General features: G+C 71.6%; 28 protein-coding genes. 14 read left to right on the forward strand and 14 right to left on the reverse strand.

The window, feature by feature from the left end:
- Window positions 1–47 precede the first annotated feature (47 nt).
- Genes DMB42_RS37435 through mshA form a run of 3 tightly spaced genes read right to left on the reverse strand, consistent with a single transcriptional unit; the run spans window position 48 to window position 2,668 of the window.
- A complete protein-coding gene (locus DMB42_RS37435; protein WP_125643121.1) occupies window positions 48–791 on the reverse strand; it encodes a phosphoglyceromutase in 744 nt (247 codons plus the stop codon).
- Window positions 792–830: 39 nt separating this feature from the next.
- Entirely contained in the window at window positions 831–1,310 is a 480-nt protein-coding gene (locus DMB42_RS37440; RefSeq protein ID WP_185845062.1) for a YbjN domain-containing protein, read from the reverse strand.
- A 32-nt stretch (window positions 1,311–1,342) separates the two neighbouring features.
- The gene (gene mshA / locus DMB42_RS37445; protein WP_125643124.1) at window positions 1,343–2,668 is read right to left on the reverse strand and encodes a D-inositol-3-phosphate glycosyltransferase; all 1,326 of its coding nucleotides are present in this window, start codon (window positions 2,666–2,668) and stop codon (window positions 1,343–1,345) included.
- 45 nt (window positions 2,669–2,713) lie between these two features.
- On the opposite strand from mshA, the gene DMB42_RS37450 reads away from it, so the two are divergent.
- Window positions 2,714–3,460, forward strand: coding sequence for an SDR family NAD(P)-dependent oxidoreductase (locus tag DMB42_RS37450; RefSeq protein WP_125643127.1), 747 nt, complete (start codon window positions 2,714–2,716; stop codon window positions 3,458–3,460).
- A gap of 5 nt (window positions 3,461–3,465) precedes the next feature.
- Window positions 3,466–4,257: a class I SAM-dependent methyltransferase gene (locus DMB42_RS37455; RefSeq protein ID WP_125643130.1), complete on the forward strand. Its 792-nt coding sequence runs from the start codon at window positions 3,466–3,468 to the stop codon at window positions 4,255–4,257.
- On the opposite strand, the gene DMB42_RS37460 is transcribed toward DMB42_RS37455, so the two are convergent.
- A complete protein-coding gene (locus tag DMB42_RS37460) occupies window positions 4,254–4,763 on the reverse strand; it encodes an O-acetyl-ADP-ribose deacetylase (RefSeq protein WP_125643132.1) in 510 nt (169 codons plus the stop codon). The genes DMB42_RS37455 and DMB42_RS37460 overlap by 4 nt on opposite strands.
- 88 nt (window positions 4,764–4,851) lie before the next feature.
- Here DMB42_RS37460 and DMB42_RS37465 point away from each other — a divergent pair, with 88 nt between their 5' ends.
- From DMB42_RS37465 to DMB42_RS37485, 5 genes are all read left to right on the forward strand, one after another.
- Complete coding sequence (locus tag DMB42_RS37465) at window positions 4,852–5,208, forward strand: BlaI/MecI/CopY family transcriptional regulator (protein ID WP_125643135.1); 357 nt, start codon at window positions 4,852–4,854, stop codon at window positions 5,206–5,208.
- The gene (locus tag DMB42_RS37470) at window positions 5,205–6,110 is read left to right on the forward strand and encodes a M56 family metallopeptidase (RefSeq protein ID WP_125643138.1); all 906 of its coding nucleotides are present in this window, start codon (window positions 5,205–5,207) and stop codon (window positions 6,108–6,110) included. The genes DMB42_RS37465 and DMB42_RS37470 overlap by 4 nt, the downstream gene beginning before the upstream one ends.
- Before the next feature lie 61 nt (window positions 6,111–6,171).
- Window positions 6,172–6,666 carry a helix-turn-helix domain-containing protein gene (locus DMB42_RS37475; RefSeq protein WP_125643141.1) on the forward strand — a complete coding sequence of 165 codons (495 nt, stop codon included), beginning with the start codon at window positions 6,172–6,174 and terminating at the stop codon, window positions 6,664–6,666.
- A 3-nt stretch (window positions 6,667–6,669) separates the two neighbouring features.
- Window positions 6,670–7,080: a hypothetical protein gene (locus DMB42_RS37480; RefSeq protein WP_125643144.1), complete on the forward strand. Its 411-nt coding sequence runs from the start codon at window positions 6,670–6,672 to the stop codon at window positions 7,078–7,080.
- A 126-nt stretch (window positions 7,081–7,206) separates the two neighbouring features.
- Complete coding sequence (locus tag DMB42_RS37485; protein WP_229825043.1) at window positions 7,207–7,563, forward strand: DUF2516 family protein; 357 nt, start codon at window positions 7,207–7,209, stop codon at window positions 7,561–7,563.
- 1 nt (window position 7,564) lies between these two features.
- On the opposite strand, the gene DMB42_RS37490 is transcribed toward DMB42_RS37485, so the two are convergent.
- Complete coding sequence (locus DMB42_RS37490) at window positions 7,565–8,173, reverse strand: SGNH/GDSL hydrolase family protein (RefSeq protein ID WP_185845063.1); 609 nt, start codon at window positions 8,171–8,173, stop codon at window positions 7,565–7,567.
- Window positions 8,174–8,288: 115 nt separating this feature from the next.
- Here DMB42_RS37490 and DMB42_RS37495 point away from each other — a divergent pair, with 115 nt between their 5' ends.
- Window positions 8,289–9,023, forward strand: a complete 735-nt coding sequence (locus DMB42_RS37495) for an alanyl-tRNA editing protein (protein ID WP_125643152.1) — start codon at window positions 8,289–8,291, stop codon at window positions 9,021–9,023.
- Here DMB42_RS37495 and DMB42_RS37500 read toward each other — a convergent pair.
- Complete coding sequence (locus DMB42_RS37500; RefSeq protein ID WP_125643155.1) at window positions 9,020–9,937, reverse strand: TetR/AcrR family transcriptional regulator C-terminal domain-containing protein; 918 nt, start codon at window positions 9,935–9,937, stop codon at window positions 9,020–9,022. The genes DMB42_RS37495 and DMB42_RS37500 overlap by 4 nt on opposite strands.
- Before the next feature lie 113 nt (window positions 9,938–10,050).
- On the opposite strand from DMB42_RS37500, the gene DMB42_RS37505 reads away from it, so the two are divergent.
- Both DMB42_RS37505 and DMB42_RS37510 read left to right on the forward strand, forming a co-directional pair.
- Window positions 10,051–11,139 carry an FAD-dependent monooxygenase gene (locus DMB42_RS37505; RefSeq protein WP_221762525.1) on the forward strand — a complete coding sequence of 363 codons (1,089 nt, stop codon included), beginning with the start codon at window positions 10,051–10,053 and terminating at the stop codon, window positions 11,137–11,139.
- A 27-nt stretch (window positions 11,140–11,166) separates the two neighbouring features.
- Window positions 11,167–12,771, forward strand: a complete 1,605-nt coding sequence (locus DMB42_RS37510) for a DUF2207 domain-containing protein (RefSeq protein WP_125643160.1) — start codon at window positions 11,167–11,169, stop codon at window positions 12,769–12,771.
- Here DMB42_RS37510 and DMB42_RS37515 read toward each other — a convergent pair.
- Complete coding sequence (locus DMB42_RS37515; protein ID WP_125643163.1) at window positions 12,768–13,676, reverse strand: asparaginase; 909 nt, start codon at window positions 13,674–13,676, stop codon at window positions 12,768–12,770. The genes DMB42_RS37510 and DMB42_RS37515 overlap by 4 nt on opposite strands.
- 60 nt (window positions 13,677–13,736) lie before the next feature.
- Here DMB42_RS37515 and dtd point away from each other — a divergent pair, with 60 nt between their 5' ends.
- A complete protein-coding gene (gene dtd / locus DMB42_RS37520; RefSeq protein WP_125643166.1) occupies window positions 13,737–14,168 on the forward strand; it encodes a D-aminoacyl-tRNA deacylase in 432 nt (143 codons plus the stop codon).
- 6 nt (window positions 14,169–14,174) lie between these two features.
- Here the strand turns inward: dtd and DMB42_RS37525 are convergent, their stop codons facing one another.
- The 4 genes from DMB42_RS37525 to DMB42_RS37540 form a co-directional block, all read right to left on the reverse strand.
- Complete coding sequence (locus DMB42_RS37525) at window positions 14,175–15,113, reverse strand: folate-binding protein YgfZ (protein WP_125643169.1); 939 nt, start codon at window positions 15,111–15,113, stop codon at window positions 14,175–14,177.
- A 54-nt stretch (window positions 15,114–15,167) separates the two neighbouring features.
- A complete protein-coding gene (locus DMB42_RS37530) occupies window positions 15,168–15,581 on the reverse strand; it encodes a Fur family transcriptional regulator (protein WP_125643172.1) in 414 nt (137 codons plus the stop codon).
- Between the two features lie 312 nt (window positions 15,582–15,893).
- Window positions 15,894–16,190 carry a DUF2470 domain-containing protein gene (locus DMB42_RS37535; RefSeq protein WP_125643175.1) on the reverse strand — a complete coding sequence of 99 codons (297 nt, stop codon included), beginning with the start codon at window positions 16,188–16,190 and terminating at the stop codon, window positions 15,894–15,896.
- A gap of 2 nt (window positions 16,191–16,192) precedes the next feature.
- Window positions 16,193–16,681 carry an FABP family protein gene (locus DMB42_RS37540; RefSeq protein WP_125643178.1) on the reverse strand — a complete coding sequence of 163 codons (489 nt, stop codon included), beginning with the start codon at window positions 16,679–16,681 and terminating at the stop codon, window positions 16,193–16,195.
- A 68-nt stretch (window positions 16,682–16,749) separates the two neighbouring features.
- Here DMB42_RS37540 and DMB42_RS37545 point away from each other — a divergent pair, with 68 nt between their 5' ends.
- Together DMB42_RS37545 and DMB42_RS37550 are read left to right on the forward strand one after the other, a co-directional pair.
- Window positions 16,750–18,246, forward strand: coding sequence for a sugar-binding protein (locus tag DMB42_RS37545; protein WP_125643181.1), 1,497 nt, complete (start codon window positions 16,750–16,752; stop codon window positions 18,244–18,246).
- 9 nt (window positions 18,247–18,255) lie between these two features.
- On the forward strand, window positions 18,256–18,618 hold the full coding sequence (locus DMB42_RS37550; RefSeq protein WP_125643184.1) for a DsrE family protein: 363 nt from the start codon (window positions 18,256–18,258) through the stop codon (window positions 18,616–18,618).
- A 31-nt stretch (window positions 18,619–18,649) separates the two neighbouring features.
- On the opposite strand, the gene DMB42_RS37555 is transcribed toward DMB42_RS37550, so the two are convergent.
- Entirely contained in the window at window positions 18,650–19,363 is a 714-nt protein-coding gene (locus tag DMB42_RS37555) for a type 1 glutamine amidotransferase (protein WP_125643187.1), read from the reverse strand.
- Window positions 19,353–20,582, reverse strand: a complete 1,230-nt coding sequence (locus DMB42_RS37560) for a Mur ligase family protein (RefSeq protein WP_125643190.1) — start codon at window positions 20,580–20,582, stop codon at window positions 19,353–19,355. Before DMB42_RS37560 ends, DMB42_RS37555 begins: the two co-directional genes overlap by 11 nt.
- A gap of 171 nt (window positions 20,583–20,753) precedes the next feature.
- Here DMB42_RS37560 and DMB42_RS37565 point away from each other — a divergent pair, with 171 nt between their 5' ends.
- A complete protein-coding gene (locus DMB42_RS37565; RefSeq protein ID WP_125643193.1) occupies window positions 20,754–21,173 on the forward strand; it encodes a DUF2992 family protein in 420 nt (139 codons plus the stop codon).
- Window positions 21,174–21,220: 47 nt separating this feature from the next.
- Here DMB42_RS37565 and DMB42_RS56130 read toward each other — a convergent pair whose 3' ends face one another.
- Window positions 21,221–24,190 carry an ATP-binding protein gene (locus DMB42_RS56130; protein ID WP_125643197.1) on the reverse strand — a complete coding sequence of 990 codons (2,970 nt, stop codon included), beginning with the start codon at window positions 24,188–24,190 and terminating at the stop codon, window positions 21,221–21,223.

The following is a 24,190-nucleotide window of genomic DNA, read 5'->3' on the forward strand; positions in this document are numbered from 1 at the left end:
AGGGGACCGGGAGTCCCCCCGCACCGGCGGGCGAAGCCCCTACGGCTTCAGCGGCCCTGGTTGGCGACTGCCTCGATGGCGGCCTTGGCGGCCTCCGGGTCGAGGTAGCGGCCGCCTCGCACCTGCGGCCTGAAGTCGGCGTCCAGGTCGTACACCAGCGGGATGCCCGTCGGGATGTTCAGGCCGGCGATGTCCTCGTCGCCGATGCCGTCGAGGTGCTTGACCAGGGCCCTCAGGGAGTTGCCGTGGGCGGTCACCAGGACCGTGCGGCCCGCGGCCAGGTCGGGGACGATCTCGTCGTACCAGTAGGGCAGCATGCGGTCGACGACGTCCTTCAGGCACTCCGTGCGCGGCATGAGCTCCGGCGGGAGCAGGGCGTAGCGGGGGTCGCCGACCTGGGAGTATTCGTCGTCGTCCGCGATGGGCGGCGGCGGCACGTCGTACGAGCGGCGCCAGAGCATGAACTGCTCGTCGCCGAACTCCTCGCGCGTCTGGGCCTTGTTCTTGCCCTGGAGGGCGCCGTAGTGGCGTTCGTTGAGCCGCCAGCTCCGCCTGACCGGGAGCCAGAGCAGGTCGGCCTCGCCCAGGGCGAGCTGGGCCGTCTGGATCGCCCTGGTCATGAGGCTGGTGTGCAGGACGTCGGGGCGCACCCCTGCCTCCTGGAGGAGCCGGCCGCCGCGGCGCGCCTCGTCCTCGCCCTTGGCCGACAGGCTGACGTCCACCCAACCGGTGAACAGGCCCTTCGCGTTCCAGTCGCTCTCACCATGCCGTAGCAGCACCAAAGTCGCCATGCGGCCAATCCTATGGCCGCCGTGCCGGGCCCCTGGAGGTCACTGCCCTGGGTCGGCGAAACGGGCGAACGCCTGAAGGTTTGCCAGGGATTCGCCGCGTTTGGCGCGCCACTCCCACTCCCGCCTGATGGAGGAGGCGAAGCCCAGCTCCAGCGCCCGGTCGAACCAGTCGTCCGCGTACGTCAGCACGCAGCCAAGCAGGCGGTCGACCTCCTCCTCCGTGACGGCGGCCAGCGGCACCCGGCCGACCAGGTAGACGTCGCCCACCGGGTCGAGGGAGAAGTGCACGCCGTACATGCCGCCGTTCTTGCCGAGGATCCAGCGGTAGAACTCCTCGTGGTTCTCGTCCGGCTGCCGGCAGAAGAACGCCTCGACGTGCAGCACCCGCTCGCCGATGATCAGCCAGGTCATGGTGGCGAGCTTGTGCTGTCCGGGCAGTTTGACGAGGAACGCCCCGGGCCGCGGCTCGTCGTAGGAGACGTCCGCGGCCTGGAGCGCGGCTTCGACGACATCACGCATGGGACCCAGCTTAGGAGTGCGTGACGTACCGGTCAGAAGTTGAGCGCGACGGGCACCTTGTGCAGGTTCGCGACCGCGCCTGCGTACACCTCCATGAGATGCCCGGCGGTGGCCTGCCAGCCGAAGGCGGCCGCGTGGGCGCGGGCGCCCCGCGACAACCCGTCGCGCCAGCCGGGAGCGGTGACGAAGCGGCGCAGGACGCCGGCCCAGTCGGCGGGATCGTGGCCGTCCACCAGCACGCCGGAGACACCGTCGCGGACGGCGGTGCGCAGCCCGCCGACCGCCGCGGCGGCGACGGGCGTGCCGCACGCCTGTGACTCCAGGGCGACGAGACCGAACGACTCGCTGTACGAGGGCACGACGGTCACGTCCGCCGCCCGGTACCAGTCGGCCAGTTCCTCCTGCGGAGCCGGCGGCACGAGCCGGACGACGTCGGAGATGCCCAGTTCGGCGGCCAGTTCCGTGAGGATGGACGGCCGGGCGAGCCCGTTGCCCGACGGACCGCCGACGCAGGCCACGACCAGCCGGCCGCGCAGCGACGGATCGTCGATCAGCATGCGGGAGGCGGCGCGCAGCAGCACGTCGGGGGCCTTGAGCGGCTGGATGCGGCCCACGAACAGCAGGACGTGCGCGTCCTGCGGCAGGCCCAGCCGCTGCCGGGCGGCGCCTTGTGAGGCGGGTTGGAAGACGGTGAGGTTGACGCCGGGGTTCACGACCTCGACGCGCTGCTCGGCGGCGCCGTACAGGTCGATGAGCTCGCGGGCCTCGTCGGCGGTGTTGGCCACCAGGCGGTCGGCGATCTCCACGACCTGCTCCTCGCCCACCACGCGGGCCTGGGGCTCCGGCTTGTCGTCCTGGGCCAGCAGCAGGTTCTTGACCTTGGCCATGGTGTGCATGGTGTGCACGAGCGGCACGCCCCAGCGTTCCTTGGCCAGCCAGCCGACCTGCCCGGACAGCCAGTAGTGGGAGTGGATGACGTCGTAGCGGCCGGCGTCGTACATGGCCTCGGTGCGCAGCACCTCGGACAGGAAGGCGCACAACTGCCCCGGCAGGTCGGCGCGGTCCATCTCCTCGTACGGCCCGGCCGTCAGGTGACGCACCAGGACGCCGGGGGCGAGTTCGGCCACGGGCGGCTGGTCGCGGGCGGTGGCCCTGGTGAAGATCTCCACCTCCACGCCGAGTTGGGCCAGTCTCCTGGCGGACTCGACGATGTACACGTTCATGCCACCGGCGTCGCCCGTACCGGGCTGGTCCAGTGGCGATGTGTGCATGCTGATGGTCGCGACCCGGCTGACCCGTCGTCGCCTCACTCGACACCACCTCCAAGCGGAGTACAACGATCCAGATTTTTTCGACATTCCCGGTCGCAGGTCACAGTGCGGGGCCCTGGCAGGATGAGGGCCATGCAGAGAACGGCAGTGGTGACCGGGGCGAGCGGCGGGATCGGTGAGGCGACCGCGCGGCGGCTCGCCGCCGAAGGTTACGCGGTGGTGGCGGGCGCCCGGCGCCGCGACCGGCTGGACGAGCTGGCCGAGCAGGTGCCCTCGATCAGGCCGGTGACGCTCGACGTGACCTCTCAGGAGTCGGTTGACGCGCTGGTGAGCACGCTCGACCGTTGTGACGTGCTGGTCAACAACGCCGGTGGCGCGCTCGGCGTGGAATCGGTCGCGGACGGCCTTCTGGACGACTGGCAGCAGATGTACGACACCAACGTGCTCGGCTCCCTACGCATGTCCCAGGCGCTGATCCCCAAACTCGTGGAGTCCGGCGACGGCGTCCTGGTCATGCTGACCTCGACCGCGGCCTTCGTCTCGTACGAGGGCGGCGCCGGCTACTGCGCGGCCAAGCACGCCCAGTCCTCGATGGCCGAGACGCTCCGCCTGGAGCTGGTCGGGCAGCCGGTCCGGATCGTCGAGATCGCGCCGGGCATGGTCCGCAGCGAGGGCTTCGCGGTCACCCGCTTCCGCGGGGACGAGTCGGCCGCCGCCCGCGTGTACGAAGGCGTGCCCGACCCGCTGACCTCCGAGGACGTGGCCGACGCGATCGCCTGGAGCGTGACGCGCCCGTCCCACGTGAACATCGACCGCCTGGTGATCAGGCCGCGCGCCCAGGCCGCCCAGCACAAGGTGCACCGCGTCAGCGGAGGCTGAGCCGGATGGCCAAACCGGTCGGCGCGATCACGCGCGGCACGACCTGGCACAACCGGCTGCGCCGGGTCGACCGCTGGACGGCCGCCATGCACGGCCCGGCGTTGCGCGCCGCCGTCCGTCCCCTCGTCGTCGACCTCGGCTACGGCGCCTCGCACACGACCACGCTGGAGCTGTTCGAACGGCTGCGCGCGATCGCGCCCGGCGTCGAGGTCGTGGGCATCGAGATCGACCCGGCCAGGGTGGCGCTGGCCAAGCCGTACGAGCGGGAGGGGCTGAGCTTCGTGCTCGGCGGCTTCGAGCTGCCCGTCCTGCGCCCGCCGACGCTGGTCCGCGCCTTCAACGTGCTGCGCCAGTACGGCGAGGAGGAGGCCTGGCACTACTGGGACGTGTTGTGCGGCAAGCTGGCCCCGGGCGGCGTGCTGGTCGAGGGCACCTCCTCCGAGACCGGACGGCGGGCGGTCTGGGTGGGCCTGTCCCCCGGCGGCCCGCGCACGCTCACGTTCTCCGCCCGTTTCGGCGACTTCGAGCGGCCTTCCGACCTGGCCGACCGGTTGCCGAAGACCCTCATCCACCGGAACGTGCCGGGTGAGCGCATCCATACGTTCCTGCGCGACTTCGACCATGCGTGGGCGGTCAGCGCCCCCTTTGGGGTGCACGGGCTGCGGCAGCGCTGGCTGGCGTCCGTACGGCTGCTGGCCGCGCGCTGGCCGGTGGCCGCGCACCCGCCCGTCGGCGGCCCGGCCAGGTGGCGGCTCGGCGAGCTGACCCTGCCCTGGTCGGCGGTGGACCCGCGCTAGGCGGAGAGCCGCGCGAGGAAGGCGTCGTAGGCGGCGGCGTCGAGCAATACGAACCTGACCTCCTCCACCGACGTCTCGGCCGCGCGTACGGCGGCCACGGCGATGCGCGCGGCGTCGTCGAGCGGCCAGCCGTACACACCTGTGGAGATCGCCGGGAAGGCCACCGTCCGCGCCCCCAGGGAGTCCGCCACCCGCAGCGACTCGTGGTGGCAGGAGGCCAGCAGCTCGGAGCGGTCCTGCGAGCCGGAGTAGACCGGCCCCACCGTGTGGATCACCCAGCGGGCCGGCAGCAGCCCGGCGGTCGTGGCGACGGCCCGGCCGGTCGGCAGGCCGCCGCCGTAGTGGCCGGCGCGCAGCTTCCGGCACGCCTCCAGGATCTCCGGGCCGCCGCGGCGGTGGATGGCCCCGTCCACGCCGCCGCCGCCGAGCAGGGAGGAGTTGGCCGCGTTCACGATCGCGTCGGCCTGCTGTTCGGTGAGGTCGCCCTGGACAAGCGTGACTTTCATCTCACCGAGCCTGCCAGCCGGGGTTTCGCGCCGCCACTCGCCGCTCCCGGATGCCAGCTCGACGCTTTGTAGAGCTACCCTGAAGGGCGTGAAGGGTCTTGGCGAGCTTGAGCGCAGCATCATGGACATCCTCTGGGCGGAGCACAGCGCGTTGACCGCCCGCGAGGTCGGCCGGCTCATTGCCGATCGCGACCTCGCCCCCACGACGGTGATGACCGTACTCGACCGCCTCACGCGCAAGGGCTTCCTCGAGCGCACCCGGGACGGCCGCGCATGGCGTTACGAACCGGCCGAAAGCCGTGACGCGTACATCGCCGAGCTTATGCTTGAGGCGTTGGACCTGACGGGCGACCGATCGGCCGCCCTGACCCGCTTCGCCCAGGCCGTGTCGGGCCCGGAGGCGGAGATCCTGCGGAGAGCTCTCACGGAGCTGGAGGAAGAGTGATCACGGCAGCGGCGCTTGCCGCGCTCGCCACGGCGTGCGCGCTCGGCTCCTGGCGTTTCACGACGGCCCGGTGGACCTCCCGCGCCCCGCGGCTGGCCATCATCGTCTGGCAGTCGCTGGGCGTCGCCTGGGGCCTGGCCACCACGGGCGCCATGCTGGCCTACGCGGTCCTGCCCTACGAGGTGGGCGTGCTTCCCGGGCTGATCGCGTTCGCGCGCGGGGAGGCGCCCCTTGAGGCGTGGGACCCGCTGCACGTCCTGGCCATGATCGCCGGTCTCACCTCGCTGGCCGTGCTGGTCGTGGTGCTGCTCACGGCCGGCGTGCAGGCGTTGCGGGCGCGCCGGCGGCATCGTGTGCTGCTCGCGCTCATCTCCCGCGACGATCCCGGCGTGCCGGGGGTGCGGGTGCTCGACCATCCCAGCGCGGCGGCGTACTGCGTGCCGGGGTTGCGTTCGCAGGTCGTGGTCAGCGCGGGCGCGCTGGAGTTGTTGTCGCAGGACGAGATGGCGGCCGTGCTGGCGCACGAGGCCGCCCACGTGCGCGAGCGGCACGACCTGGTGCTGCTGCCGTTCGCCGCGCTGCGCCGGGCGCTGCCCTGGTCGAAGGTCGTGGCCGACGCGCAGGCGCAGGTGGAGCTGCTGATCGAGATGGCCGCCGACGACCGCGCGCGCCGCTACTGCTCGCCGCGCAGGCTGGCGACGGCGCTGCTCAGGTTCGGTACGGCGGGCGCCATGCCGACCCCCCAGGGCATGCTCGGCGTGCACGCGCACAACGTCATGGCCAGGGTGGACCGCCTGATCAAGCCAGGGCCGGAATTGTCAGCATTTGTCCGGTACGGCTACGTCGCCCTCTCTGTGAGCTTGCTCACCACCACACCACTCCTGTGGGTTTACCAGCTCTGACTGCTTGCTGGAGTTAGCCGTTCCGTTTGCAATTGCAAGCACCGGGCGGCAGACTATGGGCATGGCACTACCCAAGGTCGGCTCGATCGGCGAATACATCCGCGAGCAACGGCAGCAGGCGAAGATCTCGCTGCGCCAGCTCGCGCAGGCGGCAGGGGTCTCGAACCCCTACCTCAGCCAGATCGAGCGCGGGCTGCGCAAGCCGAGCGCGGAGATCCTCAACCAGATCGCCAAGGGTCTGCGCATCTCCTCGCAGGCGCTCTACGTGCAGGCCGGCCTCATCGAGGACCGGGAGCCGCCCAGCGACGTGACCACCGCGATCAACGCCGACACGCTGCTCACCGAGCGGCAGCGTCAGGTGCTGATCGACATCTACGAATCGTTCCGCAAGGAGAACCGCACCGAGGGCGAGCAGACCTCCCAGAACGCCCACCCTCGGCACGGCTCCACCGCGGACGACGAGCCCCTGCTGCCCGAGGAGTATCTCGCCGCGCTTGAGCCTTACGCGGCCTCCTCCGGCAACGGGACCGTCACCCAGGAAACCAAGGAAGGTTAACCCATGACGCTCGCCACCGAGGTCAAGAAGCTCACCGACTCCAAGCCGTTCTACGCGTTCGCGGGCGCCGGCGACTACGCCGTGGAGAAGCTGCGCGAGCTGCCCGGCCAGCTCCGGCAGCTCCAGTCCCGCCGCACCGAGCTCGCCAGGGACCTGCCGGAGAAGACCCGCGCGTACGCCGACAAGGCCGAGGACTTCGTCCGCGACTTCCCCGAGAAGGCCCGCGAGTACGCCGACCAGCTCGGCAACAAGGCCACCGAGGTCTACGAGGACTTCGCCAGCCGCGGCCGCAAGGTCGTCAGCAAGACGTCCGGCGAGGCCGCCCTTGAGCTGGAGGAGGTGTCGGAGGCCGCCGAGCCGCCCGTCGCCGAGCCGGTCAAGAAGACCCCCCGTACCCCCAAGGCCAAGGCCTGACCGAGAGAAAGGGCCCGCCTCCTCGGAGGCGGGCCCTTTCTCCTTTGGGGTGCCCGCTTGTCGGGGGCGCCTATTAGGCTGGGGCCGGATTTCATCGCGGCGTTGGGCGGAGCCACCAACATGAATATGATCAACGGCGTTTTCAACTTCCTCTTCCTGGCGCTCGCCGCCGTCATCTTCGGCATGTCGGTCTACGCGCTGGTCCACGCACTGCGGGTGCCGACCAATGCCTTCGTGTCGGCGGGCAAGCTGCAGAAGAACATCTGGCTGATCATCCTGATCCTGGCCACGCTGTTCTCCGGCGCCGGCGCCTTCAGCTACTTCAACGCCTTCATGGCCATCGGCGGCCAGGCGTTCCTGGGCATCGGGCTCGGGCTGTTCTCCGTGCTGGCGGCGATCGCGGCCACCGTCTACATCGTCGACGTGAAGCCCGCCGTCAAGGGCATGGGCCGGGGCAACAGCGGCCCCTACGGGCCCTGGTAGATCAGAGCAGTTCGGCCGCGAGCCAGGCGGCGATGCGTTCGTGCCCGGCGAGCGTGGGATGCACGCCGTCGGGCAACACCGTCTCCGACGGCCGGTCGGTGACCCAGCGTTTGCGCATCGGGTCGAGGAACGGCACGCCCGCGGCCTCCGCCGCCTCCGCCAGGGCGTCGCGCACCCGGTAGGCCTTCGACGGGGTGTCCTCCAGCCAGATCGGCCCGATCACGAAGACCCGGGTGACCGGCCAGCGGTGGCGTATCTCGGCCAGCAGTTCGGCGGCGGCCCGGCCCACCTGCGTGGTGCTCCAGCGCTGGTCGTTGTGGCCCCCAGAGATCACCAGCACGTCGGGGGGCGGCCGCCAGGCCAGCTCCTCCTCGAACGACCTGCGGAACGTACGGCCCACCTTGCCCTTGTTCAGGTAGCCCGTACCGCCGGCCCCGGCGATCACCGGCTGCCAGCCCAGCAGGCGGGCCGACTCCGAGGCGTACGTCCGCCAGGGCGGCACGGGGCCGGAGCCGACGGTGAAACTGTCACCCACGAACATCATCACGGGCGCCGCCGTACGGGCGGGAGGAACGGTCTGAGGCGCGCGCTGCGGCGGTGTGACAGCCACCGCGCTACTACATGCCGATACTCCAGCAAAAATCCCCATTATTGCGACAAACGGTGTGATTCTTCCTCGAAGCATCAGTCCACGCATTATCACCCCGGGGCACTAGGCTGCCGATATGACCGCCGACCTCCACGGGCGCACGCAGCGGCTCGAACTGTCCGACCAGAGCCTGCGAGACTTCGAAGCCGTCGTGCTGGACGCGACGCCTGAGGGGATCGTGCTGAGCAGGTCGGCATTCTATCCAGGCGGGGGCGGCCAGCCGGCCGATCACGGAGTTCTGGTCTGGCAGGGTGTGGAGACCCGCATCGTCGGCGTACGCAAAGGCGACGATCTCCACCTGATCCCGGCCGAAGGCGACCCGATCCCGCCCGTGGGCACGGTGGTGGCGGCGGCCGTGGCCGACGCCCGGCGTTCGGCGCTCATGCGTACGCACTCAGGGCTCCACGTGTTGTGCGGCGTGGTGTTCCGGGACTACGGCTGCCTGGTCACCGGCGGCAACATGGACGAGCTGAGCGCCCGCATGGACTTCGACCTGCCCGAGGTGCCGCCCGGCTTCAAGGAGGCCGTCGAGGACGCCTGCAACGCCGAGATCATCGCCGACCGGCGCATCGACGTGCGCGTGCTGCCGCGCGAGGAGGCGTTCGAGATCCCCGACATCATCCGCACGGCCACCAACCTGGTGCCCGAGACCGTCCAGGACGTGCGCGTCGTCGACATCGTGGGCCTCGACACCCAGGCCGACGGCGGCACCCACGTGGCCTCGACCAAGCAGATCGGCCGCATCAGGGTCGCCAAGATCGAGAGCAAGGGCCGCGGCTTTCGCCGCCTGCGCATCGCGATCTCCGACTAGCGCCCCTCGACCAGCCGGGCGAGCCCGTCGAGCAGCGCGTCCAGGCCGAACGCGAAGAGCTGGTCGAGGTCGAGGTCGAACTCGCCGCCCATTTCCTCGATGACGGCGCTGAAGGCGGGCAGCCGTCCCGATCCGGCGAGCTCCTGGAGCTCCCCCTCCCGGGTGGTCATCCACTCGTCGGCGGTCAGCCCCGTCGCGGCCTGGGCCCGCTGCTCCATCTCGATGTTGGCGGCCAGCCCCTGGACGAAGCTGAACAGCAGGGTGTGCACGTGCATCTTCGCCATGGGATCGAGGGGCGTGCCGGCCAGCGTGCTCATCACCCATTCGGTGTGGGCGATCAGGCTGAGCGAGGGCAGCGGCCTGGTCAGTGAGGTGACCCTGGCCATCCACGGGTGGGTGCGGTAACCCGCCCACTGCACCCGGGCGGCGACCTCCAGCCTGGCCCGCCACCCCTCGGGCGGCGGGTCGGGCAGCGGGAACTCCCGGATCACCTGGTCGATCATCAGCATGACCAGGTCGTCCTTGCCGCCGACGTGCCGGTAGAGGGACATGGTGGCCACGCCGAGCCGGCCCGCGACCCCGCGCATGGTCAGCTCCGCGAGCCCGTCGGCGTCGGCGATCTCGACGGCCGCGGCCACGATGCGGTCGCGGGTCAGGTCGTCGCCGGACGGCACGGGGGCCCGCCGCGCCCTGCCGCCGCGGCTCTCGGCCACGATCGTGCCGACGCGCGGCTCGGCGACCACCACGCCCTCCTGGGCCAGGACCGTCAGCGCCTTGGCGGCCGTGGCGAGCGCGACCTCCCAGTCGCGGGCGAGCTGCCTGGTGGAGGGCACCCGGTCGCCGGGCCTGAGCCGGCCGTCGGCGACCCGCCGCTTGATGTCCTCGACGATGCGCGCGTAAGGCGGAGCCGTCATCACAACCTCCCTCTGTACTAGTACAGATCCTAGCAAGGAATCATTGCCACCAGCTGTATGTACGCCGTACATTCAGTTCCGCGTACAACGTCAACAAGAAACAGGGGCACATCGTGAAGATCCTCATCTCCGGCGCGAGCGTCGGCGGCCCGGTCCTCGCCTACTGGCTGCGCCGGCACGGCTTCGAGGTCACGCTGGTCGAACGCGCGCCGCGTCCGCGCAAGGGCGGCCAGGCCGTCGACCTCCGGGGCGCCGCCCTCGTCGTGGCGGCCCGGATGGGCGTCCTGGAGCAGGTCAGGGCGTTGAGGACGACCATGCGCGGCATGTCCATGGTCGACGGCGACGGCAACGAGATCATGCGCAGCACCGAGGAGACGATCAGCGGCGGCCGGCTCGACAGCCCGGACGTCGAGATCGCCCGCGACGACCTGACCGCGATCCTCACCGCCGCCGCCGATACCCCCCACCTGTACGGCGACTCCATCGCCACCCTCGCCCAGGACGACACCGGCGTGGACGTGACCTTCGACGGCGGCGGCCGGGACCGCTACGACTACGTGATCGGCGCCGACGGCCTGCACTCCAACGTCAGGAAGCTCACCTTCGGCCCCGAGGAGCAGTTCCTCAAGCACCTCGGCATGTACGTCTCCATCTACACCGCCGACAACTTCCTCGGCCTGGACCACTGGCAGCTCTGGCACCGGGAGGGCGAGGCCGGGTTCGGCCTGTTCAGCGACCGGGAGCCGGCGGTGATGAAGGTGAACATGGGCTTCGCCGCGGGCCCGCTCGACTACGACCACCGCGACGTCGAGCAGCAGAAGCGCCTGGTCCAGGAGCACTGCTCGGGGCTGCGCTGGGAGGCGCCCAAGCTGCTGGAGGCCATGTGGAAGGCCGACGACTTCTACTTCGACGCCATGGCCCAGGTCGAGATGGACCGCTGGTCACGGGGCCGGGTCGCGCTGGTCGGCGACGCCGGCTACTGCGCCTCGCCGCTGTCGGGGCAGGGCACCAGCCTGGCCCTGGTGGGGGCGTACGTGCTGGCCGAGGAGCTGGGCAGGGCGCCCGAGGGGGCCTTCGACCGGTACGAGCGGCGGATGCGCCCGTTCGTCGCCCTGAACCAGGCCCTCGCACTGGAGAACCCCGGCATGGCCGCCTCGCCCGAGAGCGTGAGCCGGGCGGCCGACGGCATCTCCCTGGATTGACACCCGCAGCCGCTACGATGTCCCGCCATGACGGGTATCAGACTCACGTTGGCAGCCCTCGGGGCCACCGCCCTGACGTTGCTGGCCACCGCCGCCGTGGCCGACGCCGGGATCACGGACGAGGTGACGATGACGCTCGCCAAGGACGGCACCCTCCACGTGGTCGAGAAGCTCACCAGAACGCCGGACGTCCTCAAGCGCACCCTCCTCACCAAGACCCGCTTCGACGACGACAACGACCGCGTCTACCGGATCACCAACATCAAGGGTGGCAAGCTCGACGGCGACGTCCTGACCGCGACGAATCAGACCATCGAGTACGACGTCAAGGGCGCGGTGGCGACCTCGGGCGGGGTCGAGGAGCTGCGCTGGTTCGCCGTCAGCGGCTGGAACGTCCCCATCGCCAAGGCGACCGTCCAGGTCCACGGGCCCGGCCAGGTGCAGAACCTGTCGTGCTTCGCCGGTGACCTGACCTCGGCCATCGGCTGCACCGCGGCCACCATGGACCACGTCGGCACGCGGGCCGACTTCGAGCAGGAGAACATCGCGCCGGGCCAGGCGCTCACGGTGGTGGTCGGCTACCCCAAGGGCTCCAGCTCCGGCGCGCCCATCCTGGAGAGGCGGTTCTCGCTGGCCTCGGCGTTCGCCCTCGACCTGGTCACCGGCGGCGCCCTGACCGGCCTGCTGGTGCTGCTGCTCGCCGTCCTCGGCCTGCTCTACTGGACGCGCGGCAGGGACGCCCGTGTCGCCGGTCACGAGAAGGGCGGGGTCGATCCCGTACAGAACGGGCACTTCACTCCGCCGGACGGTGTGCGTCCCGGCCAGATCGGCACGCTGGTGGACGAGCAGGCCGACGTGATCGACGTGACCGCCACCATCGTCGACCTGGCCGTCCGCGGCTACCTGCGGATCGACGAGCAGCCCCGCCAGACCTACGACGCCCCCGACTGGATGCTGGTCAGGCTGCCGAACGCGCCGGTCAATGCGCTGCTGAGGTACGAGCGCGCCCTCTACGACGCCGTCTTCGACGGCCGCGACACGGTGTTGCTCTCGCAGCTGTCCGGCTCGTTCGCCGGCCACCTCGGCAAGGTGCGCGACGCGCTCTACGCCGACGTGGTCACCCAGGGCTGGTTCGCCCGCCGGCCCGACACCGAGCGCACCCGCTGGACGACGATCGGCGTCGTGCTGATCGGCCTGGGCCTGCTGGCCACGGTCGCGCTGGCCTGGTTCACCACGTACGGGCTGCTGGGGCTGGCCCTGGTCATCGCGGGCGGCGCGCTGGCCGTCGGCGGCCAGTACATGCCGGCCAAGACCGCCAAGGGCTCGGCCGCGCTGGCCCACACGATGGGCTTCCGCGACTACCTGTTCTCCGGTGACCTCGGCGAGGTGCCCGAGCAGCACCGGGTGGAGCTGTTCTCGCGCTACCTGCCGTACGCGGTGATCTTCGACGGGGTCGAGCACTGGTCACGGGTGGTGGCCTCGGTGACGGGCAACGGCCACCAGTCCGACAACCTCTACTGGTACCACGGGCCGGCGGAGTGGGATCTGTCCAAGTTCGCCGGGTCGATGCGTACGTTCACCACGACGACCTCGGGGGCCATCTCCGCCAGCCGCCAGTTCCGCACCCTCTAGCGGATCCGCAGCTCGCCCACCGGCCGGCCGCCGCCCAGCAGCGGCGGCCTGGCCAGCTCGGCCAGCTCTGGGGCGTCCAGGCCGAGCGAGCGCAGCGCGGCCACGCGGACGGGCACGCGGGCGCGCTGCGAGCCGTCCTCGATCTTGACCGTGCCGGCGCGCCCGTCCTCGAACGCGAACGCCTCGAAGGCCTCCGCGCCCGCCTTCAGCATCAGCCCGGGGATCGCCCGCATGAGCTTGGCCTCGGCGCGGTCGGTGCCGGACGTCCATTCGGGATACGTCCGCATGGCGTCGAAGATCCGCCGCTCGTACGAGTCCTCGGCGGCCAGCGGGAACGCCCGGAACGCCTTGGTCACCCCGAGCATCGAGACGAAGAACAGCGGCGCGCCGCAGCCGTCCACGCCGGAGGCCGCCACCCGTTCGCCGGTCAGGTCCTCGACCGTCTGGCGGATCGCGCGTTGCAGCGGGTGCGCGGGCTCCAGGTAGGTCGCGAGCGGCCAGTCGTTGAGCACGCAGGTGGCCAGCATGGCGGCGTGCTTGCCGGAGCAGTTCATGTAGACCCGGCCGAACTCGGTCGAGGTACGGTCGAACGGGTGGTCCTCCGGACACAACAGGGCGGACTCATCGAGGCCCGCTCCGTCCAGGATCATCCGTACGCCGTCCACGTGGAACGCCTCGCCCGAGTGGGAGGCGCAGGCCAGCGCCAGCAACTCCCCCTCCAGCGGCAGCCCGTTGCGCAACATGCCGAGCGCCTGCAGAGGCTTCATCGACGAGCGCGGCGAGGACGGGACATGCACCGCGCCCCGCGTCTCCACGGGAACGCCCCGGGCGTCCACGGTCAGCATGCGGGCCTGATGCGTGGACTCCACGAACCCCGACCGGACAACCTCGACAATCAGCGACATTACGCGCCCCCTTTGGGCCTGAGTCTACGAACAGTTCTTTCTGGGCCAGAATGGGATGCCATGCGAGCAGTCGTACAACGAGTGAGCTCGGCCTCCGTCGAGGTCGAGGGGCAGACGGTGGGCGCGGTCGACGAGCCGGGGCTGCTCGTCCTGGTGGGCGTCACGCACACGGACACGCGCGCCGAGGCCGCCAAACTCGCCGCCAAGTTGTGGGGGCTGCGCATCCTGCACGGCGAGAAGTCCTGCTCCGACGTCTCCGCCCCGCTCCTGGTGATCAGCCAGTTCACCCTCTACGGCGACGCGCGCAAGGGCAGGCGCCCCACCTGGCAGGCCGCGGCCCCGGGCCCGGTCGCCGAGCCGCTGGTCGAGGCCGTGATCGAGGAGCTGAGGACGCTCGGCGCCCACGTCGAGACCGGCCGCTTCGGCGCCGACATGAAGGTCTCGCTGGTCAACGACGGGCCGATCACGCTCGTCCTCGACATCGACGCCTAGCGGGGGTCAGCGGATCCGGCGGCGCAGCGAGGGATCGATGGAGACGTTGCGGCCGGCGTCCGGCGGGACGATGACCTCCTGCGCGGCGGCCACGCCACCGGCCAGCAGCGGCGCGTCGACCGGGACCGTGCGCTTGACCACGGCCAGCGCGATCGGGCCCAGCTCGTGGTGGCGGGCGGCCGAGCCGACGACGCCGACCTCCTGGCTCTCGAAGATCACCGGCGCGCCGTGGACCGGCAGCGTGTCGACGCTGCCGTCGAGGTGGAGGAACACCAGGCGCCGCGGCGGGTGGCCCAGGTTGTGGACGCGGGCGACCGTCTCCTGACCGCGGTAGCAGCCCTTGCTCAGATGGACGGCCGAGCCGATCCAGTCAACCTCGTGGGGGATCGTCTTGTGGTCGGTCTCGAAGCCGAACCGCGGCCGGTGGGCCTCGATCCGCAACGCCTCGTACGCCCACAACCCCGCCAGCGGCCGGCCCAGATGGTCGGCCAGCTCCGCGCGCGGCACCAGGAAGTCCTCGGCCGCCGTCGAGAGCACCGCGAGGTCGTCGGCCCGCGACACCTCCACGCGCAACATGAACCGCATGCGGTCGAGATAGTCGATCAGGCTCTGCGCCGTGCCGGGCTCGACGTGCGCCAGCACGCTCTCACCGTCGTCGACCAGCGTCAGGTGGTGGACGACGCGGCCCTGAAGGTCGAGGTCGAGCGTCTGCGTCCACTGGCCGGGCGGCAGCGCGTCGAGCTTCTGCGAGGTCAGGTCGTTGAGCCATTTCAGCCGGTCGGCCCCCGAGATGCGGATCACCTCGCGGTTGCTGCGGTCGACGACCGCCTCACCCTTGGCCAGCGCGACCTGCTCGGCGAACAGGTCGCCGTAGTGCGCCGCTACGTCGGCGTCCGGCCCGTCGGCCGCGACGGCGCCGGGGAGATCGAGCAGAGGGCTACGCATGACTCCAGGCTATCCGCCCGCGCGACGGCGTCCGACGCCGGTGTCGCCGGTTGATCAACGACAGTCGCGGCAGCGGCCGAAGACCGTGAGGTGGTGGACGTCGGCCGCGAACCCCAGCTCCTCGTCGAGCCCCCTCACCAGCCCTTCGGCCAGCTCGGGCCGCACCTCGAACACCTCGTCGCAACCCCGGCACACCAGGTGGACGTGGTCGGCCTCGGCGGCCAGGTGGTAGGTCGGCGCGCCGTGGCCGAGATGGGTGTGGGTGACCATGCCGAGCTCTTCGAGCAGCTCAAGGGTGCGGTAGACGGTCGAGATGTTGACCCCGCGCGCCGTCTCGCGCACCTTGTGGCAGATCTCCTCGGGCGTCGCGTGCTCAAGGTCCTTGACGGCTTCGAGCACGAGCTGCCGCTGCGGGGTGACCCGGTAGCCCTTGGCGCGGAGTTCCTCGTGCCACTGCGTCTCGGTCATGTCCCCGAGTGTAAAGCGCCCGCCCGGTTGTTCGAGGCCGTCCGATAATTACTTGCCCCCGCCGCTCGCGACCGCATAGCTTCATGAGTACGCGGAAAGGAGGTGGTCCGAATAATGGATAGTCATAGTCGGGCTAGCGAGGTGGTTGTCCGCTAGCACTGCGGACTGTTGTCTCGTGGCGCAAGCGAATCCGAGGCAACCACCGGGGCCCCGTGGCAGCCGGAGGGCGGGATGAGGCATCCCGACCATGGTCCATCCGGCCCGCCTGCTCAGCAGGCGGAGTGTCGCCCGGGGCCCTCTTTGTTTCTCCGATCAGTGTTCGCCGTGGGGCTCGATGCCCAGCTCGGCGCAGGCCGCCCGGTAGAGGCGCACGACGGCCTTGCGCACCTGCGCGCGCTCGGTCAGCGTCTCACCCCACGGCACGCGCACCCGCTCGCCACCGTCGATCGTGAACTCCATCGCCTCGGCGTCGACGTCGCTGGTCACCGCCGAGGTGGCCTGCGGCCGCCCGCCGAGCCCGCGCACGATGACCAGGGCGTCGCCGGTGTGGTCGTCGTTCATGTGGCGCTTGATCGCCTCGACGGCGTCGGGGGTGAAGGGCGTGGACATGCTCAGGACACCTTCTTCAGCTCGGCCGACATGTGGTCGGTCAGCGGGTGGCCCATGGCCGCCATCTCGTAGGCCCACATGAGGTTGCCGTTGACCAGGCCGTAGAGGCGGTAACCCGCCGTGTAGTCCTTGGCCGTCGTGGTACGGGCCACGACGTCGGTACGCAGCTCGATCTTGTGGAAGACGACCTCGCCGATGTAGATCTCGACGATGCCGGTCGGATGCGCGAGCACCACCTCGACCTGCCGGTCGGGCTGCGGACGCCAGTAGCCGGACTCGGTGGCCAGCGGCCTGACCCGGTTGCCCTCCTCGTCGAGCAGCCAGGTGCGGCTGACATACGTCAGGAACGGCTTGCCGTTGTGGCCGAACTCGATCTCCTGCCCGAAGTTGAAGCTCTCGATCGTCGGGTAGCCGCCCACGCCGGCGCCCTCCCAGCGGCCGAGCAGGAACGCGATCTGCTCCAGAGCGGGATGCACCTCAGGTTCTTCCATGCTCACCAAGCCTAGTGCCGGTGGCTAACCTTCTCGATCGGGGGAACGCCCTGTCGGGGGGAGCTGTGATGCTGGATGCCTGGGCCGTGCCGCCGCCGCACGTGGACGTGCTGTTCGTCGGCGCCCATCCGGACGACGAGTACCAGTCGCTGTCCACGTTCGGGCAGTGGCGCGAGCGGGACGGACTGACCACGGGCGTCGTGACGGTCACCCGCGGCGAGGGCGGCGGGAACGCCGCCGGGCCGGAGAAGGGCGCGGCGCTCGGCCGGATCAGGGAGGCCGAGGAGCGGAAGGCGGTCGCCCACGCGGGCATCGACCAGGTCTTCTACCTCGACAGACCGGACTTCTGGTACACGCTGTCGGCGCCCCTGACCGCCCGCGCGTGGGGGCCCGGCACCCTGCGGCGGCTGGTCGAGGTGATCAGATCCACCAGGCCCTCGACCGTGGTGACGATGGACCCGCGGCCCTTCGGCAATCACGGCGGCCCGCAGCTCGCCGCCCGGCTGGCCGTCGAGGCGTTCCGGCTGGCCGCCGATCCCGCCGCGTTCCCGGGCGCGGGATCGCCCTGGCGGGCCTCCCGGCTGCTGACCCAGAACTGGGGGCTGCGCGGTCCCGTGGGCCCCGGCTGCGTGACGGCCGGGCTGCGCGACCCGGCCACCGGGCTGCCGCAGCTCGGCGTCTGGGAGGGCGCCTGGTCGCCGGTCCACCGCACCACGTGGGCCCAGCGGGAGCGTGACGCCGAGCGCGTGTACCGGACGCAGGGCTTCGCCGCGCGGCCCGCGAAGGTCGCCGGGCCGTTCGGCTGCGACTGGTTCTCGGTCGTCTTCGACGGCGGCCGGCCGGTGACCGCCCCCGTCGCCGAACAGGCGGGCCTGCGTCCGCTGTACGCCGAGTTCCGCGACTGGGCACACGCGGTCGGCCTGCCCTGGCTGGCCGACCGGGCGCAGCCGGACTATCCGCCGCCGCCCGCCGCCACGCTCCCGGTCGCCCGGCGTGCCCCCGTGCTCGACGGCGCCGCCTCCCCCGGCGAGTACGCCGCCCCCGCCCTGCGCCTCACACACTGGGAGGGCGAACGCTGCGCCGCCGCCGACTGCGCCGCCACCGCCCGGCTCACCCGCCACGGCGACGACCTGTACGTCCTGGTCGAGGTCACCGACGACGCCCGGGGCGCCGCGCTGGAGAAGTGCGAACGCCACTGGCGTACCGACGCGGTGGAGATCGCCCTCGACCCGCGCGGCGACTCCGACGACACCTCCACCACGTTCAAGCTGGGCGTCCTGCCCTACACCGCGCGCGGCGGGCCGTGCGCCGCCCGCGACGCCGACGCCCGCCAAGGACCCGCCCCCGGCGTACGGGTCGCGTCGGCCTCCCGCCCCGGCGGGTACGCCGTCGAGGTGCGCGTCCCGCTCGCGCTGCTGCCCGCCCGGCCCACCGCGCTGCGGGCGAACATCCTCGTCTACGACTCCGACACGAAGGACAGGACCGGCCAGACCCGGCTCGCCTGGTCGCCGTTCGGCAGCGCGCAGGCCGATCCGTACGTGTGGGGCCGCCTCGGGCGGGGTTAGGGTGACGCCATGGCACGATCATTGGTGATCAAGGTGACGGCGGGGGCCGACGCCCCTGAGCGATGCAACCAGGCTTTCACGGTGGCGGCGGCCGCACTGGCGAGCGGGGTGCCGGTCTCGCTCTGGCTGACCGGCGAGTCGTCCTGGTTCGCCCTGCCCGGCCGGGCCAAGGAGTTCGCCCTCCCCCATGCGGCGCCGCTGGCCGACCTGCTCGACGCCGTCCTGGCGGCCGGCCGGGTGACGCTCTGCACGCAGTGTGCGGCCCGCCGGAACATCACGGTCGACGACGTGATCGACGGCGTGCGCATCGCCGGGGCGCCCGCCTTCGTCGAGGAGGCGGTCAGCGAGGGCGCCCAGGCCCTGGTCTACTAGCCCGCCGGCGCGGGGCCGGCGGGGCGCCCGATCAGCCGGACAGGACGGCGCTGAGCCGCTCCTGGCGCAGGGCCTCGTAGCGCGAGTCGTCGAGGGGGGCCAGCTCGCCCACCCGCCACGACAGCAGCAGGTCGGCCAGGGCCGGGTTGCGCGCCAGGGCCGGGCCGTGCAGGTAGGTGCCCACCACGTGACCGGCGTAGCAGCCCTCGAAGCCGTCGCCGTTGCCCACCCCGGCGACCGTCCTCGACAGCGGCCTGACGCCCGGACCCAGGTGGGTGACGCCCATGTGGTTCTCGAAGCCGGTCAGCGTGGGCAGGTTGAGTGCGGCGTCGACCTCGGCCACCAGCTCGCCCACGGCGCGCGCGGGGAGGCGCGAGCTGGCGAGGTCGAGCAGGCCGATGCCGTCGACCGGCTGGCCCTCCTCGCCGCCGAACGTGCTGCCCATGATCTGGTAGCCGGCGCACACGGCCAGCATCGCCGCGCCCCGGGCGATGGCCCGCTGGAGGCCGCCGTCTCTGCGCAGGCGCTGGGCGGCCAGGATCTGGGGACGGTCCTCGCCGCCGCCGATGAGGTAGATGTCGCCGGTCTCGGGGACGGGGTCGGCCGAGCGTACGTAGACGGTCTCGACCTCGATGCCCCGGCGCTGCGCACGCTGCTCCAGGACGAGCACGTTGCCCTGGTCGCCGTACGTGCTCAGCAGGTCGGGGTAGATCCAGACGATGCTGAGTGCGCTGTCAGAGGGCACGTCCGAACTCCGATCGGATCTGCTGGAAGGCGGTGTAGTTGGCGATCACGTCGACCCGGCCGGGCGGCTGCATGGCCAGCGCCTCCGAGAACGAGCCGCACAACGTGAACGGCACGTCGGCCACGTCGAGCCGGAGCGCCAGGTCGAGCCGTCGCTCACCGGTGACGAAGACCGGACGGCCGCGCAGGATGCGGTAGTCGACGTCCCACAACCACGAGGTGTCGCGGCCGTCGGGGCCCTGCGCGTTGACCGACAAGATGATCGGCAGGTGCGGGTCGGCGACGTCGAACGCCTCCAGCCAGCCCGCCGGGTTCTTGGACAGCAACAACCGCGCGTGGCGGCCGTCGCGCTCGACCGTCGTGTAGCGCCCGGCCACCGAGGTGACCTCGCGCAGCCGGGGCAGCGCCCGGTCGACCGGCAACCCGAACGCCTCGGCCACGGCCAGCGCCATCACCGCGTTGGAACGGTTGGCCAGGCCGGGGAGCTGGATGTCGAGCACCCAGTGTTGCCCGCGCGGGTCGATCGCCACGTCGTCGTGGAGCACCCACTGCGGCTCGGGGCGGTGGAAGGTGCACTCGCGGCAGGACCAGTCGGCCTCCTTGCGGTCGAGCGGGCCGCCGCACTCGGGGCAGCACCAGGAGTCCTCCTTCCAGCGCTGCCCGCCGGCGACCCAGGTGACCTTGGCGGCCGTGGAGGCGCCCCAGGTGACCAGGGGGTCGTCGCAGTTGGCGATGACGTGGGTGGGCTTGCCGGACAGCGCCCTGCGCCACTTCTGGGCGAGCAGCCAGATCTCGGCCGCGCGGTCCATCTGGTCGCGGCTGAGGTTCATCAGGCAGACGACGCCGGCGCCGGTCGTGTCGAGCACCTCCGGCAGGTACTTCTCGTCGACCTCCAGCACGCCGTAGGGGGCGCCCTTGTGCTGGGAGAGCGCCGAGACGTGCCCGGCCGGCATGTTGGCGCCGAAGGCGTTGGTGGCCACCTCACCCATCTCCAGCAGCGCGGAGGTGATCAGCCTGGTCGTGGTGGTCTTGCCGTTGGTGGCGCTGACCAGGGCCAGCTTGCGGTCGCGGGCCAGCTTGCGCAGAAGGTCGGGCTCAAGCAGCAGGCCGACCCTGCCGCCGATCACCGAGCCGTCACCGCGCCCGGTCATCCGCGAGAGCGTGGCGGCACTGCGTCCCAGGGCGCTGGCGAGCTGAGCCCGCAGAGGAAGCTGGGTCATGCACATGGATCCTAGTCGTGGTTCGCCCGTACTCTGGAGTCGCACACGAAAACGCAGCCCGGTTGGTAGCCCGGGCGAAGCATCACGTATCCGCCCTTCAGGGATGTCCGGTGTGCCGGTGGCGGCCTTTCCCAGGCCGCTGTTCGGCATGTCTGGCGAAGGGCGGAGAAGATGGTCACGTTGTCGGTCTACCTGGACGGCCCGTTCTGGGTCGGGGTGCTGGAGGTCGCCGAAGGCGGGCGGCTGCGGGCCACCCGGTTCACCCTCGGCTCCGAACCCACCGATCCCGAGCTGCACGAGTTCCTGATGCGGCACGGCGTGGCCCTGCGCGAACAGGCGCACGCCGCGCCCGCCGTGGCCGCCGCCGAGCGGCCGAAGCGGGTCACCCCCAAGCGGGCGGCCAAGCTGGCGGCACGGGCCGCGGCCCAGGTGTCCGTACGCAGCACCGCCGCCCAGGAGGCCATGCGGCTGGAGCTGGAGAGCCGCAAGCAGGAGGCCGCGCGGGGACGGCGGGAGCGGCGGCGCGAGCTGGCCGAGCACAAGCGCGAGGTGGCCCGCCGCAAACGCCTCGAACGCCGCCGCGACCGCTGACCCCGGGCCTGTGTCAGGCCGAGGGCGTGTCTGTCCCCGGGCGGGTGTCAGGCCGAGGGCGCGTCGACGAAGGCGATCTCCGGCGCGCCCCCTTGGTCGAACGGCAACACGAACCTGCGCGGCCACGACAACACGCTCTCCAGCCATCCCGCGCCCATCGTCTGGCCCACGTGCCTGATCCTGGCCGACGCCTCGATGCCGATGGCCACGTTCGTGATGTCCCGTTGCACGCTCTCGTTCTCGTCGTCGCCGAGGATCACCCGCCAGGCCAGGGCCCGGTTGTGGTCCACCTCCATGGACAGCGGGTGGTGGCGCAGGGCCTTGGCGCGGTGGCCGAGCAGCTCGGTGGGCACCAGGTCGGCCGCGCCGTTGCCGTTGGACTGGCGGAACAGGGCGTACTCCATGGCGGGGGCCGGGCTGCGCAGGTTGGGGGCCGGGCGGCCGTACGGGAAGAGCCGGTCGACCTCGTGCAGCCAGCGCACCTGCGGGATCACCCACGACGCGCCGGGACGGTCGCCGCCGGCCTCCGAGCCCGACAGCAGCCGCGCGGCCACCTCGGCGGCCTTCTCGGTGAGCAGCGCCGGGTCGAACCAGCTCCGCAGCGACCAGGCCCGTCGTTGCACCGCGCGTTCGACCAGGGTGGCGAGCAGGCACTCGCGGCGGCGGGCGGGCAGCTCGGCCCAGGCTCCCGACAGGGCGCGCGGCACGCCGGGAAGCGGCCGGTTGCTGACGAAGGCCAGCACGACCGTGTCGCACCAGATGCGCAACCACGCCCAGTCGGGCGCGTCGGCCAGTACGTCGGCCTCCCGCAGCTCCACCAGCGTGCACGCCTGCCCGGTACGGCACTGCGCGCCGCAGGCGGCCGACCGGCGCCCGCGGATGGGCGGCTGGGGCCCCGGCAGGGGCTTCTCCCGCGACTCGCCCAGCGGGACGCGCACGCGCAGCGGCCGGTCCATGCCGTCGGCGAACACGGCGGCCGAGCCGGGCTGGAGCGAGACGACGTGCCTGGACTGCTCGTCGCTGAGGTTCATGGCCGCGCCGACGAGCTTCCTGTCGTCCTCGGCGGGCAGCCGGTGGACGACCTTCAGCGCGGTGTTCTTCACGACGTCGGAGACGAGCTTGGTCGGGATCTGCTCGGCCACCACGATGCCCTCGCCGTACGCCCTGATCTCGGCGAGCAGGCCGGCCAGCAGTTCGACGGCGTGGGTGGAGGCCCGGCCGTGGCCGCGGTCGCGCAGCAGCCGGTGTGCCTCCTCGATCACGATGACGTGCCGCAGCCCGGCGGTCTTCTCCTTCCTGGCCCGCATGCGCAGGTGCTCGACGATCCGGATGATCAGCGTGCCCATGAGGAACGCCTTGTCCTCGTCGTTGGCGACGTCCTCGATGGCGAGGACGACGTTGCGCTCCAGCAGGCCGCCGATGTCGGCCGGATGGCCGCCCTCGAAGAAACGCCCGGCCGAGCCGACGCGCAGCGAGCGCAGCCTGAGCGAGATGAAGCCCTCGACGTCGGCCTGGACCTCGCGGCCGTAGCCGATCTCCTTGATGACGTCCATGGCGTGCTGCTGAAGCTGTTCGAGCGTCGGCACGCTGGGCGGGACGTTCGAGCCGGGCACGGCGCCGCCGGTCACGACGTCCCAGCCGGTGGCCTCGTAGACCCGTTGCAGGGACAGGGACATGATCTGCGGGAACGGCTCCTCGGCGTCGAAGGCGGCCATGAACAGCGCCCTGATCATGTCGATGTGCGCCTGGACGGGATAGCCGGGCTCGGGTTCGAGCGGGTTGACGCTGAGCGGCACGCCCTCGGGGGCCGACGGGTTGATCACCGTCACCGGGTCGGCGACGCGGCCCGCCATGGCCGCGTACTCGGACTTGGCCGGTTCGATGGCCAGCCAGGGGATGTGGGCCTCGCTGAGCTGTTCCAGCAGGTGGCGGACGGTCTGGGACTTGCCCGAGCCGGTCGCGCCGGTGACGAACGCGTGCCGGTTGAGCGTGGCCAGGGGGACCCGGAAGGTGCCCACTCCCCTGTCCTGGTCGTCGAGGATCTCGCCGAGCTCCAGCTCGCCGCCGTCGGCCTCGGAGGTGACGTCGAAGAAGCCGGAGTCGAGCACCCGTACGCCGGGCACCTCGCGCCTGGGCAGCCCGGCCAGCGCGGCGAGCGCTCCCGCGGTGGCCGCGAAGGGCGCGGCGGCGCCGTCGGCCGGGTCCTGCATGGTGATGGCCAGGGCCTCCGACAGCGCGTAGACCGCGCCGTGCGCGCTGCGCAGCCGGTACGGGTGGTGGCTCATCTCGACCGACCCGACGAGCACGGGCGCGATCTGCCGCAGTTCCTCGGCGGTGGCCCCGCCGGCCAGCACGCGCACGTTCCACAGGCCGGCCTCGCGGAAGGCGTCGAGCTCCTGCATGCGGCGCTCGGCCCGCTCGGCGTCGAACCGGGAACGTTCGGAGGCGTCGCCGTACTGGCGCAGCACGTTGAGCTGGGTGCGCAGGTGCGCCACCTCGGCGTCGAGCAGGTCGGTCGGCTCGGCCACGACGAGCCACGCGAACGGCCGCGACATGAGCGTGACCAGCGTCGACTCGAACAGCGTGGGCCGCCGCAGCTCGTCGGGGTCGGACCCGGCGAACTCACGTCCCCGCCCGCCCAGCGGCGGCGCCTGGCGGCCCGGGCACGGCGTCCACACCAGGTCCGCCAGGTCGGCCAGGTACTCCTCGTCCAGCTCGACCCCCCGCGCGCCCCCGGGGAACAGCAGCGGCTGCGGCCCCGTCGGGCGGTCCGGCACGTCGGTCGCCCGGCGTGGCTGGCGTGGCGGCGAGAGCGGGCCGGCGTTGGTGATCAGTTCGAGCGGCGCCCCGGAACCCCGGGACAGCCACCCGATGACGAACGGCCGGTCGCGTTGCGCCGCCGACAACACGGCGGGCAGCACGGTGACGAAATCCCATTCCGCCGACGAGCTTCGCGAGGGTGCGGCGATCGACTGGATCCGATACCAGGGCCCGCTCAGCGAGACACTCGGCTGCAT

Source organism: Nonomuraea sp. WAC 01424, from assembly GCF_003947315.1.
Lineage (GTDB): Bacteria > Actinomycetota > Actinomycetes > Streptosporangiales > Streptosporangiaceae > Nonomuraea > Nonomuraea spiralis.

Excerpts from the sequence above, each read along its gene's own strand:
- DMB42_RS37495 (WP_125643152.1), top strand. The coding sequence starts at position 8,289 with ATGACCGCCGACCTCCACGGGCGCACGCAGCGGCTCGAACTGTCCGAC.
- DMB42_RS37550 (WP_125643184.1), top strand. The coding sequence starts at position 18,256 with ATGGCACGATCATTGGTGATCAAGGTGACGGCGGGGGCCGACGCCCCT.
- DMB42_RS37435 (WP_125643121.1), bottom strand. The coding sequence starts at position 791 with ATGGCGACTTTGGTGCTGCTACGGCATGGTGAGAGCGACTGGAACGCG.
- DMB42_RS37475 (WP_125643141.1), top strand. The coding sequence starts at position 6,172 with ATGGCACTACCCAAGGTCGGCTCGATCGGCGAATACATCCGCGAGCAA.
- DMB42_RS37480 (WP_125643144.1), top strand. The coding sequence starts at position 6,670 with ATGACGCTCGCCACCGAGGTCAAGAAGCTCACCGACTCCAAGCCGTTC.
- DMB42_RS37545 (WP_125643181.1), top strand. The coding sequence starts at position 16,750 with ATGCTGGATGCCTGGGCCGTGCCGCCGCCGCACGTGGACGTGCTGTTC.
- DMB42_RS37485 (WP_229825043.1), top strand. The coding sequence starts at position 7,207 with ATGATCAACGGCGTTTTCAACTTCCTCTTCCTGGCGCTCGCCGCCGTC.
- DMB42_RS56130 (WP_125643197.1), bottom strand. The coding sequence starts at position 24,190 with ATGCAGCCGAGTGTCTCGCTGAGCGGGCCCTGGTATCGGATCCAGTCG.
- DMB42_RS37530 (WP_125643172.1), bottom strand. The coding sequence starts at position 15,581 with ATGACCGAGACGCAGTGGCACGAGGAACTCCGCGCCAAGGGCTACCGG.
- dtd (WP_125643166.1), top strand. The coding sequence starts at position 13,737 with ATGCGAGCAGTCGTACAACGAGTGAGCTCGGCCTCCGTCGAGGTCGAG.
- DMB42_RS37500 (WP_125643155.1), bottom strand. The coding sequence starts at position 9,937 with ATGACGGCTCCGCCTTACGCGCGCATCGTCGAGGACATCAAGCGGCGG.
- DMB42_RS37525 (WP_125643169.1), bottom strand. The coding sequence starts at position 15,113 with ATGCGTAGCCCTCTGCTCGATCTCCCCGGCGCCGTCGCGGCCGACGGG.
- DMB42_RS37540 (WP_125643178.1), bottom strand. The coding sequence starts at position 16,681 with ATGGAAGAACCTGAGGTGCATCCCGCTCTGGAGCAGATCGCGTTCCTG.
- DMB42_RS37515 (WP_125643163.1), bottom strand. The coding sequence starts at position 13,676 with ATGTCGCTGATTGTCGAGGTTGTCCGGTCGGGGTTCGTGGAGTCCACG.
- DMB42_RS37535 (WP_125643175.1), bottom strand. The coding sequence starts at position 16,190 with ATGTCCACGCCCTTCACCCCCGACGCCGTCGAGGCGATCAAGCGCCAC.
- DMB42_RS37565 (WP_125643193.1), top strand. The coding sequence starts at position 20,754 with ATGGTCACGTTGTCGGTCTACCTGGACGGCCCGTTCTGGGTCGGGGTG.
- DMB42_RS37460 (WP_125643132.1), bottom strand. The coding sequence starts at position 4,763 with ATGAAAGTCACGCTTGTCCAGGGCGACCTCACCGAACAGCAGGCCGAC.
- DMB42_RS37455 (WP_125643130.1), top strand. The coding sequence starts at position 3,466 with ATGGCCAAACCGGTCGGCGCGATCACGCGCGGCACGACCTGGCACAAC.
- DMB42_RS37560 (WP_125643190.1), bottom strand. The coding sequence starts at position 20,582 with ATGACCCAGCTTCCTCTGCGGGCTCAGCTCGCCAGCGCCCTGGGACGC.
- DMB42_RS37510 (WP_125643160.1), top strand. The coding sequence starts at position 11,167 with ATGACGGGTATCAGACTCACGTTGGCAGCCCTCGGGGCCACCGCCCTG.
- DMB42_RS37450 (WP_125643127.1), top strand. The coding sequence starts at position 2,714 with ATGCAGAGAACGGCAGTGGTGACCGGGGCGAGCGGCGGGATCGGTGAG.
- mshA (WP_125643124.1), bottom strand. The coding sequence starts at position 2,668 with ATGTCGAAAAAATCTGGATCGTTGTACTCCGCTTGGAGGTGGTGTCGA.
- DMB42_RS37440 (WP_185845062.1), bottom strand. The coding sequence starts at position 1,310 with ATGCGTGATGTCGTCGAAGCCGCGCTCCAGGCCGCGGACGTCTCCTAC.